We start from the raw sequence: 13908 nt of genomic DNA on the forward strand, positions 1-13908 counted from the left end.
GCGCGGGGCGCGCTGTATAAGGCGCGCGCTTTCGCGCTTAAACGACAGCACCGGCGTTCGGGTCGTCCGGATCGCCTTCGGTTTTGCTGCTGGTCTTGACCAGGTCTTCGCGCTTGATGCCCAGCCACATCGCCATGGCAGCTCCCACGAACACCGACGAGTAGATGCCGAAGCAGATGCCGATGGTCAGGGCCAGGGCGAAATAGAACAGCGTGGGGCCGCCGAACACCAGCATGGACAGCACCATGGCCTGCGTGGACCCGTGGGTGATGATGGTGCGGCTGATGGTGGAGGTGATCGCGTGGTCGATCACCTGCTGCGTGTTCATCTTGCGCTGGCGCCGGAATGTCTCGCGGATGCGGTCGAAGATCACCACCGACTCGTTGACCGAATAGCCCAGCACCGCGAGCACCGCCGCCAGCACGGCCAGCGAGAACTCCCACTGGAAGAAGGCGAAGAAGCCCAGGATGATGACCACGTCGTGCAGGTTGGCCACGATGGCCGAGACCGCGTACTTCCATTCGAAACGGAACGCGAGGTAGATCATGATGCCCACGATCACCAACCCCAGCGCCAGCAGGCCGTTGGTCACCAGTTCCTGGCCCACCTGCGGGCCAACGAACTCGGTGCGGCGCAGTTCCACGGCGGGGTTCTGCGCCTTGAGGGCTGCAAGCACGATCTCGCTCTGCTGGCTGGAGGTCTTGCCCGCCTGCACCGGCAGGCGCAGCAGCACGTCGCGCGAGGTGCCGAAGTTCTGCACCGGCACATCGGCGTAACCCAGCGATTCGATGACCTTGCGCACCGAGGTGAGGTCGGCCGGCTGTTCGTAGGCCACCTCCATGACGGTGCCGCCCGTGAACTCGACCGACAGGTGCAGGCCGCGCGTGGTCAGGAAGAAGACGGCGGCGATGAAAGTGAGGAAGGAGATCGCGTTGAGCAACAACGCGTTCTTCATGAACGGGATGTCGCGGCGGATGCGGAAGAATTCCATGGCGTGAGGTCCTGATCAGTCGGCCTTGGCCGTGGCGTTCTGGGCGTCGGGACGCCAGACGGTCCCGATGGAAACGGTCTTGAGCTTCTTCTGACGGCCGTACCAGAGGTTGACCACACCGCGCGAGAAGAACACCGACGAGAACATGCTGGTGAGGATGCCCAGGCAGTGCACGACGGCAAAGCCGCGCACCGGGCCGGAGCCGAAGATCAGCAGCGCAATGCCCGCGATCAGCGAGGTGACGTTGGAGTCCAGGATGGTGGACCACGCGTGGTCGTAGCCCGCGTTGATGGCCATCTGCGGCGACGCACCCCGGCGCAGTTCCTCGCGCACGCGCTCGTTGATCAGCACGTTGGAGTCGATCGCCATGCCCAGGGCCAGTGCCATGGCGGCGATGCCGGGCAAGGTCAGGGTGGCCTGCAGCATGGACAGCAGGGACACCAGCAGCAGCACGTTGAAGCCCAGCGCGATGCTGGAGAACACGCCGAACAGGGCGTAGTAGATGCACATGAACACCACGATCGCGATGAAGCCCCACAGCACGCTGTGGAAACCCTTGGTGATGTTCTCGGCACCGAGGCTCGGGCCGATGGTGCGCTCTTCGATGATTTCCATCGGCGCGGCCAGCGAGCCGGCGCGCAGCAGCAGCGCGGTGTCGTTGGCTTCCACCGTGGTCATGGCGCCCGAGATCTGGACCCGGCCACCGCCGATTTCGCCGCGGATCACGGGCGCGGTGACGACCTCGCCGCGCCCCTTCTCGAACAGGATGATGGCCATGCGCTTGCCGACGTTCTCGCGCGTGACGTCGCGGAACACGCGCGCGCCCTTCGCGTCCAGCGTGAGGTGCACGGCCGCTTCCTGCGTCTGGCTGTCGAAGCCGGCCTGGGCATCGGTGAGGTTCTCGCCAGTCAGCAGCACCTCGCGCTTGACGACCACCGACTGGCCGCCGCGCTCCGGATAGCGCTCGGCACCGAACGGCACCGGCCCGGTGCCGCGCGCGGCCGCCTGGGCTTCCATGCTCTCGTCCACCATGCGCACTTCCAGCGTGGCGGTGCGGCCCAGGATGTCCTTGGCCTTGGCCGTGTCCTGCACACCCGGCAGTTGCACGACGATGCGGTCGGCGCCCTGCTGCTGGATCACCGGTTCGGCCACGCCGAGCTCGTTGATCCGGTTGTGCAGCGTGGTGATGTTCTGCTTGAGCGCCTGCTCCTGCACGCGCCGCGCGGCTTCGGGACTGATGGTGCCCACCAGCCGGAAATCGGCCGTCTCGGTGACCTGCAGGTCGGCGAACTGGGTGCGGATCAGGTCGCGTGCCGCGCCCAGGGTCTGGGCGTCACCGGCGCGCAGCTCGATGGTCTGGCCGCTGCGGTTGATGCCGCCGTGCCGCAGGCCCTTTTCGCGCAGCAGGGTGCGCAGGTCGGTGGCGAGCACGTCGGCGCGCCGCTGCAGGGCGGCCTGCATGTCCACCTGCAGCATGAAGTGCACGCCCCCGCGCAGGTCCAAGCCCAGGTACATGGGCGAGGCGCCCAGGGAAGCGAGCCACGCCGGTGTGCGGGGCAGCAGGTTGAGGGCCACCACATAGCTGGCATCGGCCGGGTCGGGGTTGAGCGCTTTCTCCAGGGCATCGCGCGCCTTGAGCTGGTCGTCGGTGCTGTCGAAGCGGGCCTTGACCGAATTGGCATCGAGCTGGATGCGCGTGCTCTGCACGTTCTGCGCCGCCAGCGCCTGCTCCACCCGAATGACCGTGCTGGGCTCGATGCGCACCGTGGACCGGGCCGCCGAGACCTGCACGGCGGGCGACTCCCCGAACAGGTTGGGCAGCGCATATAGCGCACTGATCAGCAGGGCGACCAGGATGATCGCGTACTTCCACAGCGGGTAACGGTTCATGGTGAAGCCGGGCCTGAGGCCTGGAGTTGTTCAGCGGAAGCGAAAGCGCATTTCAAGGGCCCGGTCCGGCACAGCGGCGCCGGGCCGGCTTGCTCAGACGCTCTTGATCGTGCCCTTGGGCAGCACCTGCACGACGGCGGTGCGTTGCATCTGGACTTCCATGCCGTCGGCAAGTTCCACGCCGACATAAATCTCGCCGATCTTGGACACCTTGCCCAGGAAACCGCCGGCGGTGACGACTTCATCGCCCTTGGCCAGGGCCGAGACCATGGCCTTGTGCTCTTTCTGGCGCTTCATCTGGGGGCGGATCATCACGAAGTACAGCACCACGAACATCAGCACCAGGGGCAGCATGCCCAGCAGGGTGGATTGGGTGTCGCCAGCGGCTGCGGCTTGGGCGTAAGCGGAGGAAATGAACACGGGAGGTCTCCAACAGGTTCGGGGTCAGGACAACGCCAAAGGCCCGGGGCCGCCTGGATGAGGCGACGCCGGGCACTCCGGACTCAACCGGCGATTGTATGCCGGGGTGGTTCCGCGGATCAGGCGGCGCGGGCCAGGTTGGGCGCCGCTTCGGGCTGGCGCCATTGCTGCAGCAGGCCCTCCCGGCGGCTGCGCGCGGCGGCAAGGTGGCGCTCCTTCACATGGCCAAAGCCCTTGATCTGCTCGGGAAGGCGCGCGATCTCCACCGCCAGGGCGTGGTTCGTGCTGGTCAGGCCGCTCAGCAGCGCATCGACATCGGACCGGTACTGCCCGATCAGAGCCCGCTCGGTGCGGCGCTCTTCGGTGCGGCCGAAGACGTCCAGCGAGGTGCCACGCAGGCCCTTGAAACGCGCCAGCAGCTTGAACACCTTGAACATGAAGGGGCCGAACGGCCGCTTGACCAGCTCGCCCCGCTCATTCTTTTTGGCGATCAGCGGTGGGGCCAGGTGCACCTTGAGCTTGTAGTCGCCTTCGAACTGGCTGGCCAGGCGGGCGTGGAAGGCCGGGTCGCTGTGCAGGCGGGCGACCTCGTACTCGTCCTTGTAGGCCATGAGCTTGAACAGGTTGCGCGCCACGGCTTCGGTCAACGTGGTCTTGCCCAGCGAGGCTTCCGACGCGCGAACGCGGTTCACGAAGTGCCGGTACTGGTCGGCGTAGCCGGCGTTCTGGTAGCCGGTGAGGAAGTCGACGCGGCGGGCGATCAGGTCGTCGAGCGAGTCGCGCTTCTTGAACTGGATCACCTGCTCGCCCGCCCCGGCCTTTTGCCAGAGCGCGGCCACGGCCTGCAGGTCGTGCGCGGCGCGGCGGCCCCATTCGAAGGCCGCCTTGTTCTTGTCGATCTGCACCGCGTTGAGTTCGATGGCGCGCATCAGCGAAGCCAGTTCCAGCGGCAGCCAGCCCTTCTGCCAGGCGTAGCCCAGCATCATGGGGTTGGTGTACAGGCTGTCGCCCATCAGGCGCGTGGCCGCCGTCTCGGCGTCGAACGTGCCCACCGCATCGGCCCCCAGGCTGTGCACCAGCGCGTCCACGCAGGCCTGCGCCGGGTTCTGCCAGTCGGGGTTCTTGACGAAGGCCGCGGTGGGCGTGGCGTTCACGTTGAGCGCCACGTGCGTGCGGCCGGCGCGCAGGCGGGCCCAGGTTTCCTTGTTGGCGCTGACGATCGGGTCACAGCCCAGGATCAGGTCGGCCGACGCGGCCGACACGCGGGTGGTGCGGATGTCGTCCTGCCGTGCGCCGATGAGCACATGGCTCCAGGTCGCGCCGCCCTTCTGTGCCAGACCCGCCGCGTCCTGCGTGACGATGCCCTTGCCTTCCAGGTGCGCGGCAACACCCAGCAGTTGGCCGATGGTGATGACACCCGTGCCGCCCACGCCGGCGACGATGATGCCCCAGGCCTCAGCGTCCAGGGTGGGCAGCACGGGCAACGGCAACGCGCCGCCGGTCCATTCGAGCTTGGCCCCGCCCTTTTCCTTCTTGCGCAACTGGCCGCCTTCGACGGTGACGAAGCTCGGGCAGAAGCCCTTCACGCAGGAATAGTCCTTGTTGCAGGTGCTCTGGTTGATGGTGCGCTTGCGGCCGAATTCGGTCTCCAGCGGCTCGACGGACAGGCAGTTGGACTGCACGCCGCAGTCGCCGCAGCCTTCGCACACCAGCTCGTTGATCACCACGCGCTTGTCCGGGTCGACCATGGTGCCGCGCTTGCGGCGGCGGCGCTTCTCGGTGGCGCAGGTCTGGTCGTAGATGATGACCGTGGTTCCCTTGATCTCGCGGAACTCGCGCTGCACGGCATCGAGCGTGTCGCGGTGCTGGATCGCGATGCCCTCCGGCAGGCCCTTCACACTGTCGTACTTCTCGGGTTCGTCGGTGACGATGGTGATCTTCACCGCGCCTTCGGCGCGCATGCTCTGCGCGATCTGGACCACGCTGTGGCCTTCGGGCCGCTCGCCCACCTGCTGGCCGCCGGTCATGGCCACGGCGTCGTTGTAGAGGATCTTGTAGGTGATGTTCACACCGGCCGCGATGCTCTGGCGCACCGCCAGCAGGCCGCTGTGGAAGTAGGTGCCGTCGCCCAGGTTGGCGAACATGTGCTGGTCGTGGCTGAACGGCTGCTGGCCGACCCAGGGCACGCCTTCGCCGCCCATCTGGGTGAAGCCCACGGTGGCACGGTCCATCCAGATCGTCATGAAGTGGCAGCCGATGCCGGCCATGGCGCGCGAGCCTTCGGGCACGCGCGTGCTGGTGTTGTGCGGGCAGCCCGAGCAGAACCAGGGCTGGCGCTCGGCGCCGGCCACGCCCTGCGTGAGCAGGGTCTGCATCGACTGCTCCTGCGCCGTCAGGATGGCGAGCTGGGCATCGATGCGCGCCATCACGTCCTCAGGGACGCCGCCGATCTTCTTGAGGCGCCTGGCCACGGCGCGCGCGATGATGGCCGGCGACAGGTCGGCGTTGGCGCGCAGCAGGGTGCGCGCGCTGGGGTTGGGCATGCTCCATTCGCCGCCGCTGAAATCGCCCTCGACCTCGTCGAACTTGCCCAGCACGTTCGGGCGCACGTCAGGGCGCCAGTTGTAGAGCTCTTCCTTGAGCTGGTACTCGATGACCTGGCGCTTCTCTTCCACCACCAGGATCTCGCGCAGGCCGGTGGCGAACTCGCGCGTGGTCTGCGCCTCCAGCGGCCAGACCACCGACACCTTGTGCAGGCGCAGGCCGATGCGGCGGCAGGTCTCGTCGTCCAGCCCCAGGTCCAGCAGGGCCTGGCGCGTGTCGTTGTAGGCCTTGCCGCTGGCGATCAGGCCGAAACGGTCGTTCGGCCCGGCGATCACGTTGTGGTTGAGCTTGTTGGCGCGCACATAGGCCAGCGCGGCGTACCACTTGTAGTCGAACAGGCGGGCTTCCTGGTCGAGCGCGTGGTCGGGCCAGCGGATGTGCAGGCCGCCGGGGGGCATCTCGAACTCGGGAATCACGATGTTCACGCGCCCGGGATCGATTTCGGCCGTGGCGCTGGATTCGACGATCTCCTGGATCGTCTTCATGCCGGCCCACACGCCGCTGAAGCGGCTCATGGCCAGGGCATGCAGACCCAGGTCCAGGATGTCCTGCACCGAGGTCGGGAAGAACACCGGCAGGCCGCAGGCCTTGAAGATGTGGTCGCTCTGGTGCGCGGCGGTGGAGCTCTTGGCCACGTGGTCGTCGCCGGCCACGGCGATCACGCCGCCCCAGGGCGTGGTACCCGCCATGTTGGCGTGCTTGAAGACGTCGGAGCAGCGATCCACGCCCGGGCCCTTGCCGTACCAGATGCCGAACACGCCGTCGAAGCGGTTGCTGCCCGCTGGCGCGAAGCCCAGCTGCTGGGTGCCCCAGAGCGCGGTGGCCGCCAGCTCCTCGTTCACCCCGGGCTGGAACACGATGTTCTGCGCCTTCAGGTACGGCGCCGCCTTCTGCAGGGCCTGGTCGTAGCCCCCCAGCGGCGAACCCCGGTAGCCGCTGATGAAGCCCGCGGTGTTCTTGCCCAGCAAGGCGTCTCGCTGGCGCTGCAGCATGGGCAGCTTCACCAGCGCCTGCACGCCGCTCATGAAGGCGCGACCGTGATCGAGGGCGTACTTGTCGTCGAGGGTGACCGTCTCGAGCGCACGGCGGATGTGGTCGGGCAGGGGGGCGTTCATCGGCTTGTCTCCGTGGGGGATGTGGGGCCTGCTTCGTGGGCGGGTCGTGAACGGGGCTTGCAACGGGTAGATGCTCGCCTCCAGTGTGGCGCACAGTGTATGCCCCAGCGCGCGATAGGTGTTTGCGTTTCATGCCTGTTTTCACGATGATCTGGAAAGATTCATTCCCAAAACAGGCCATCATGGAAACACTCGACAAGTTTGACCTCGCCATCCTGCAAGAACTGCAAAGCGACGGCCGTCTCACCAACGCCGAGCTGGCGCAACGGGTGGGCCTGTCGGCCGCGCCGTGCTGGCGGCGCGTGCGGGCGCTCGAGGAATCGGGCTTCATCCGCGGCTACCGCGCCGAGATCGACCGTGAAAAGATCGGCCTGGGCGTGCTGGCCTTCGTGCGCCTGGACGCCGACCGCAACAGCGGCGACGTCACGCGCAACCTGGAAAACGCCATCCGCGGCATCCCCGAGGTGGTCTCCTGCCACTACATCAGCGGCTCCGGCACCTTCGAGCTGCAGGTGGTCAGCCGCGACCTGAACCACTTCAGCCAGTTTGCCCGCGAGGTCCTGCTCAACCTGCCCAATGTGAAAGACCTGCACACGAGTTTTTCCCTGGGCGAGGTGAAGTCCGGCAGTGCACTTCCGTTGCAGCACCTGGCAACCAGAAGTACGAACACGGCAAAAGCGGCGTGAACTTGAGCACTTTCTCCACCGCTCGTCTTCGTTTTTTTACCGTTGGTTAACAAATCCGCCGTAAGTGCTTGAAAAGTGTGAAATTTTTCCTCGGCCACATATTGATCCGCGAAGTGACTTTCCGTAACATCCGCCCATCACCCACCCGTGGGCCGCGTACCTAAAAGTGCTCAGACCCCACTTCTGCACCGTCCTGAAGGAAACGTCGTGAAAAAAGCCCTGTTGCTCCAATCTGCCCTGGCGCTGGCCCTGGCCACCCCGCTGATGGCTTCGGCCGAATCCCAGCTCGTCACCGGCGCGGGCAGCGCCGTGGCCCGCCTGGACTTCCGCGTGACGATTCCCCGGGTGCTGTTCCTGGCCGTGGGCACCGGTGCCGGCGCCTTCGCGACCAACACCACGATCGACACCGTGACCTTCGACTACACCAGCAACCCGGCCGCCGTCGGCACGGGTGCGACCGCCGGCGCGGTCACCGGCAACGTGGTGCCGGTCCGCGTGGTGGGCAACAACGGCCAGGTCACCCTGGCCGCGTCCACCACCGGCGCGCTGACCAACGGCACGGCCGACACCATTCCCTGGTCCGAAATCTCGGCCACCAGCAACCTGGCCGCGCTGCCCAGCCCGGCGATTCCGAACACCGGCGCGGGCGCGGCCTCCAACGTCACGCTGTCTTCGGGCACCAAGATCACCGACCGCACGGCCAACTGGACCTTCAGCTACGCCAACTCGGCCGTGGTGGCACCGGGCACCTACGGCACGACCAACGGCCGCGTGACCTACACCGCCTCCATGCCCTGAGTCTGCGCAGCAGACCTTGAGAGGGCGGTCCCACCGCCGCCATCGGCCTCCCGGAGGGTTTGCCCCGTGCAACCCTCCGTCGCCATTTCAGGCGCCAAGCTTTTTCGGACAGCCACGGTCAGCCAGACACCATGAAGCGCACGACAACCCGATCCAGCCAGGCCCGCCTCGCGGCGGCCACCGGCCTGGCTTTGCTGTGTCTGGCGGAAATGGCCGCCGCGCACGCCTGGTCGCTGACGATCACCTCCGGCAGCCGCCGCCTGTTCCTGCACGTGGGCAACGGCGCCATGAGCGGCACCAGCGGCACCTTGAATGGCACGGCCGGCACCAGCGGGCCCGTCAACCTGGTGCAGGTCACGGTGCCGGCGGCGCAGCTGGGCAATGGCACGGACCTGGCCATGACCAGCGACAGCACGCAGTCCACCAGCCTGTACGCCGACGGCTACACCACCTGCCCCACGCCCGCCAGCCAGGTCATGGTGGGCGCCGGCTACCGCCGCAACAGCGGCTCGGCCAACGCCACACTCACCGTCTCCTCGCCCACCAGCCTGACCAACGCGGGCGGCGACACCATTCCCTTCAGCGAGATCAGCTGGACCGTGTCGGCCCCGGGCAGCGGCGCGCCCAACGTGATCCCGGCCGGCACCTTCAACGGCGGCACGCAGACGCTGGCGACGGTCCCGGGCAACACGTATTTCGAGAACTGCCACTCTTACGTCTACGCCAACAACGCGGTGCGGGCAGCCGGCACCTACAACGGCCGGGTGACCTACACCCTGAGCAGCCCATGACGGCTTTCCGTCGCTTTGCCCTGGCGACCCTGTGCGGCCTGCTGGCCACCACCGCCTGGGCCAACCCGCACCGCCTGGACGACTCGCTGAGCCACACGGTGCCACCCAACGTGCAGATGCAATGGCTGCCCCTGAAATCGGGCCAGCCCTTCGCGGGCGGCATGGAAGCCAGGCTGCGCGTCAACATCCGCATCGACACGCGCGACTGGATCGGGCGCAGCGGGCGCATCTACATGGTGCTGCCGCGCGACGAGGCCTCCACCGTGGAAGCGGTGTGGACCACCCAGGGCCGCCTGCAGGCGGGTCGGCTGGTGTCGGGCGAGCGCGCGCTGGTGCATGCCGGCCCGATCACCACCCCCACGCTGGAAGATCAGTTTCAGGTGCGACTGCGCTCGAACGCCGACTGGCAGTCGAACAGCCGCCGACTGAATTTCCATTTTGAACTGGATGCCGACTGAGTCCGCCATGCACCCTGCGTTCCTGAGCCTCTTTCGCCGCCCCGCCCTCGCCCTGGGCGCCCTCGCTCTGGCCAGCGCCTCCCACGGCGCGCTCGCGCAGGGCTTCGCGGCCTACATCACGCCCCCGCGTTTCGAGGTACAGGTCGCGCCCGGCCAGAGCCTGCGCCAGGTGGTGGAGATCCAGCACGTCGGGCAGCAGAAGGGCAACTACCGCATCTACACCAACGACTGGGCCTTCCTGCCCGACAACTCGGTGGCCTTCAGCGACGCGCTCGCCGCCGACAGCTGCCGGCCCTGGGTCGCGGTCGAGCGGCGCGAGCTGACGATCGAGCCCGGCGCGCGCTACCGCTACCGCTTCGAGATCACGCCCCCGCCGGGCACGCCGGCGCGCGAGTGCCGCTTCGCGCTGATGATCGAGGGCCTGGAGCCCGCGCGCGTGCAGGGCGACCTCAATTTCCCCGTGGGCGGCCGCATCGGCGTGATCGTGTACGCCACCATCGGCGACGCTGCCCCGAAGCTGGAGATCACCGGCACCCGCGTGGCCCAGGTGGATGGCCAGCCCAGCGCCGTGGTCGAGGTGCGCAACCTGGGCAACGCCCATGGTCGCCTCGAAGGTTTCGTCAACGGCACCGACGCCAGCGGCGCGCGCTTCGAGATGGCACCGGCCGACCTGCCCATCCTGCCGGGCGAGACGCGGCGCATCGCGATCACGCCGGTTGCCGAGAACGGCAAACCCACGCCCACGGTGCGCTTTCCGCTGGTGGTCAAGGGCAACCTCGAATGGGGCAAGAACCGCCTGCCGCTGGACGCGAGCTTCGCTCCATGAAGGGGCTGGTGCCGCGCCCGTCCCATTGCCTGCTGGCGCTCCTGGGTGCATTCACCCCCTGGCTGGCGGCCTGGGCGCAGAGCGCGGCCTCCACCTACGAAGACCGGGTGATCGAGGGCCTGCCGCCCGAACCGGCGGAGGACGCCGAGGCCTATGCCTACGACCGCCAGGGCTGGCCGCGTTTTCTGCGCCTGGAGACCCGCCTGGGCACGCAACCCTTCGACGCGGCGCGCAAGACCCGCATCGGCTACGGCATCTACGGCCTGCTGGAGACGCCCAACCACGGCTCCCTCTCCATCGACGGCACCTACGCGCCCAGCGACAGCAGCGGCACGCTGACCCTGCGCCAGCGCGCGATGCCGCTCTCCGGCGGCTGGCTGATGAGCAACGAACTGGGCGTGATCAACCCGCCCACGCCCGCCATCCTGCGCCTGCCCGCGCGCATCTACCTGCCCTCGGCCATCGTGCAGGGCATCAGCACCGAGTGGGAGAACCCTGGTGCGGGTCTGCAGCTGCAGGCCAGCACCGGTGAACCCGGCCGGCTGGACTTCCTGCCGGCCAACGGCTTTCGCAAGCTGCCGGGCCAGCGCACCTCGTTCGGCGGCCAGTGGCGCCTCAACGCGGACGGTGCGAACCCCTTGTCCCAGCACGGCTGGACGCTCGCCCTGCAGCACGAGGACGCGCGCAAGGTCTCCAACCTGGACGTGCCGCTGCAGGCCAGCGACATCGTCGATGCCAACTCCACGCTGCTGGCGCTGCGGCACGAAGGCGCCGAGCACCGCATCCAGGGCCAGGTGCTGCGCACCCAGGCCAACAACGTGAACGGCGCGCGCAGCGGCTTCTGGGTCGACGGCGAATGGGACGACGGCCCGCGCCGGCACGGCCTGGGCGCCTACCGGCTCGAGCAGGACCTGAGCTGGGCCAACCTGCCGCTGGCCAACGACCTCGTGGGCGCCTATGCGCGCACCAGCTGGCGCACGCGCCAGTGGTCGGCCGAGGGTTCGGTGGACTGGCTCGACTCCATCAGCGGGCGCAGCGGCAGCGGTTTCTTCGCCACCGGTTCGGCGCGCTGGCGCCTCAACCGCGACCACACCGTGGGCGCCGGCACCACGGTGCGCCGTTTCGATGGCGATGCCTGGAGCAGCTACGGCGACTGGCGCTTCCAGAACGGCTGGGGCAACAGCGGCCTGCGCCTGGAGTTCGTGCACAGCGACAACGAAGCCCACTCGCGCTGGCTGACCTGGGACCAGGAATGGCTGGCGCCGCAGAGCTGGGCCGTCTCCACCAGCCTGGGCACCGGTGCCTACGACGCCTACCAGGGCCGCCCCCGGGAGTCGCTCTGGAGCGCCGCGCTCAGCGTGTCCGCGCCGATCACGAACAAGGCCAGCCTGCGCGGCAACCTCAACACCGAACACAGCGACACCGGGCAGTCGCGCCACAGCCTCAACCTGGGCGGCCACTGGCGCATCGACCCGCGCTGGAGCGTGGAGGCCAACTACAACCGCTCCACCGGCCGCAGCCGCTTCAACCCCTCGCTGGACCCCCTGGCGCCGCCGCTGGCCATCGTGATCCCCGAGTCGGACCGCTCCTTCTACGCCGTGCTGCGCTACGAGCTCGAAGCCGGCAGCCGCAACGTGCCGCTGGGCGGCCGGGCCAGCGACGGCGGAGGCCGCATCGTCGGCACCGTGTACTTCGACGCCAACCGCAGTGGGACCCAGGAAGCCAGCGAACAGGGCGTGCCCAACGTCACCGTCTACCTGGACAACCGCTACGCCGTGCGCACCGACAGCCAGGGCCGTTTCGAATTCCCCTTCGTGGCCGGCGGCCCGCGCACCGTGAGCGTGCGCGGCGAGACGCTGCCACTGCCCTGGAACGTGGTGGACCAGGGCCAGGCCAAGGTGGACGTGCGCCTGCGGGAAAGCGCCTCCATCAGCATTCCGGTGCAGCGCAGCGAATAAGCGGGGGATCTCCCCTTCTTATCTTGGGATTCAAGTTCCCGGAATGGGGGCCGATAGTGGGACATGCCCTCCCACCGCCTCCTCTCCGCACTGGCCGCCAGTGCCCTGATGCTGGTCCCCGCGACCAGCATCGGCGAGAGCGTGCTGGCGCACCAGGGCCAGGCCGGCGCCTCGCTGGACTTCCGCATCGTCATCCCGCCCATCATGCGGGTGCTGGAAAACAGCCACCCCCAGCTGCTCGACACCACCGACGGCGAGGCCAGCGCCGAACAACGCCTGGTGGTGATGTCCAACATGAAGCGGGGCTTCTGCGTCTCGCTGCGCCGCGCCGCGCCCCAACTCGGCACCTGGGAGCTGCAGACCGCCCCACAAAGCGGCGTCCAGCTCAGCCCGGTGGCCGACGGCTACCGGCTCTGTGGCACCCGCCCGGGGCAATACACCGTGCTGCTGCAGCACCGCTTCGGCACCACCGACAGCCGCGCCAGCGCGCTTCACTGGCCGGTGCAGACCGACATCTCGGCCATTTAACCGTTCGTCGTGGCCGCTGGTCCACGAAAACGGGTTTCGGGATGTAAACCCCTCATCCGCGCGCAAACGGCCATTCAGCAGGTCAATTGCTGCACTGCGCCATTTTGATCTGCACTTATGACTTGATCACTCCGCCGCGTAGGGTTTGATGCCGTTGCGCCGCCACACCCGGCGGATGGTGGTGGCGCCCAGGCCCAGGTACGAGGCCAGCGTGCGCGTGCTCCACTGCGCGGCTTCGGCCGGTTGTTCGTGCAGCGTCGTGCTCACGATATGCGACTCGAGCGCCGACGTCACGCTCGGTGTGCGCCCCGAACGTGGCGCGTCCTGCAACAGGACCTCGAGACCGCCTTCGATGAAGCGCCGCCGCCACAAGGCCACCTGCCGCCGGTCGAGCTTGACCTCGTCCGCAATGTCCTTGTTCTGCCAGCCCTGCGCCGCCAGCAGGATGACGCTGGCGCGCTGCTTCACGCGGGCCTCGACCCGCCGTCCCTGGGCCAGCGTGCGCAAGGCACGCTCGGTTTTCGCATCCAGCTCGATCGCTTCGGCCACTCGCATCGCTTCACCTCCAGGCGCTGTCGGAGTCGGTTCAAAAACATAAGTTCCATCAATTAAGGCGCACACCCCCCGTGCGGGACTTGGCCTTGTATCGAAGCAAGGTTCAGTCCTACACAAGCCCCGTGTCTTAACTCAAAGCTCGTTACATCTCGCGCATTCTCGTGGCCTAAAAAGAAAAGGCGAACGCAGCGCTGCATGCCTGCGAACCGTCAACGAACCCAGGGAGTGCACCTATGCCGTGCTTCAGCCACCCGTTATTCCTTTGCGCCGCGCGCGCTTTCCGAGTGC

At 67.8% G+C, this 13908-nt stretch carries 12 protein-coding genes; 7 read left to right on the plus strand and 5 right to left on the minus strand.

Annotated elements, in window-relative coordinates:
* Nucleotides 1-37: 37 nt before the first annotated feature.
* From secF to ACODTB_RS13600, 4 genes are all read right to left on the minus strand, one after another.
* A complete protein-coding gene (gene secF, locus ACODTB_RS13585) occupies nt 38-991 on the minus strand; it encodes a protein translocase subunit SecF (RefSeq protein ID WP_291121739.1) in 954 nt (317 codons plus the stop codon).
* Nucleotides 992-1006: 15 nt separating this feature from the next.
* On the minus strand, nt 1007-2881 hold the full coding sequence (secD, locus tag ACODTB_RS13590; RefSeq protein WP_291121740.1) for a protein translocase subunit SecD: 1875 nt from the start codon (nt 2879-2881) through the stop codon (nt 1007-1009).
* 93 nt (nt 2882-2974) lie between these two features.
* Nucleotides 2975-3301, minus strand: coding sequence for a preprotein translocase subunit YajC (gene yajC, locus ACODTB_RS13595; RefSeq protein WP_291121741.1), 327 nt, complete (start codon nt 3299-3301; stop codon nt 2975-2977).
* A 119-nt stretch (nt 3302-3420) separates the two neighbouring features.
* Nucleotides 3421-7020 carry an indolepyruvate ferredoxin oxidoreductase family protein gene (locus ACODTB_RS13600; RefSeq protein ID WP_291121742.1) on the minus strand — a complete coding sequence of 1200 codons (3600 nt, stop codon included), beginning with the start codon at nt 7018-7020 and terminating at the stop codon, nt 3421-3423.
* Between the two features lie 182 nt (nt 7021-7202).
* Here ACODTB_RS13600 and ACODTB_RS13605 point away from each other — a divergent pair, with 182 nt between their 5' ends.
* From ACODTB_RS13605 to ACODTB_RS13635, 7 genes are all read left to right on the plus strand, one after another.
* Entirely contained in the window at nt 7203-7706 is a 504-nt protein-coding gene (locus tag ACODTB_RS13605) for an Lrp/AsnC family transcriptional regulator (RefSeq protein WP_291121752.1), read from the plus strand.
* 207 nt (nt 7707-7913) lie between these two features.
* A complete protein-coding gene (locus tag ACODTB_RS13610) occupies nt 7914-8504 on the plus strand; it encodes a hypothetical protein (protein WP_291121743.1) in 591 nt (196 codons plus the stop codon).
* Nucleotides 8505-8635: 131 nt separating this feature from the next.
* A complete protein-coding gene (locus tag ACODTB_RS13615; protein WP_291121744.1) occupies nt 8636-9295 on the plus strand; it encodes a hypothetical protein in 660 nt (219 codons plus the stop codon).
* On the plus strand, nt 9292-9753 hold the full coding sequence (locus ACODTB_RS13620; protein WP_291121745.1) for a hypothetical protein: 462 nt from the start codon (nt 9292-9294) through the stop codon (nt 9751-9753). Before ACODTB_RS13615 ends, ACODTB_RS13620 begins: the two co-directional genes overlap by 4 nt.
* Nucleotides 9754-9760: 7 nt before the next feature.
* Nucleotides 9761-10579 carry a fimbrial biogenesis chaperone gene (locus ACODTB_RS13625; RefSeq protein ID WP_291121746.1) on the plus strand — a complete coding sequence of 273 codons (819 nt, stop codon included), beginning with the start codon at nt 9761-9763 and terminating at the stop codon, nt 10577-10579.
* On the plus strand, nt 10576-12537 hold the full coding sequence (locus tag ACODTB_RS13630; RefSeq protein ID WP_291121747.1) for a carboxypeptidase-like regulatory domain-containing protein: 1962 nt from the start codon (nt 10576-10578) through the stop codon (nt 12535-12537). The genes ACODTB_RS13625 and ACODTB_RS13630 overlap by 4 nt, the downstream gene beginning before the upstream one ends.
* A gap of 63 nt (nt 12538-12600) precedes the next feature.
* On the plus strand, nt 12601-13065 hold the full coding sequence (locus tag ACODTB_RS13635; protein ID WP_291121748.1) for a hypothetical protein: 465 nt from the start codon (nt 12601-12603) through the stop codon (nt 13063-13065).
* 126 nt (nt 13066-13191) lie between these two features.
* On the opposite strand, the gene ACODTB_RS13640 is transcribed toward ACODTB_RS13635, so the two are convergent.
* Nucleotides 13192-13620: a helix-turn-helix domain-containing protein gene (locus ACODTB_RS13640; protein ID WP_488929399.1), complete on the minus strand. Its 429-nt coding sequence runs from the start codon at nt 13618-13620 to the stop codon at nt 13192-13194.
* Between the last annotated feature and the right edge of the window lie 288 nt (nt 13621-13908).

Source organism: Hydrogenophaga sp. FG152, assembly GCF_057809615.1.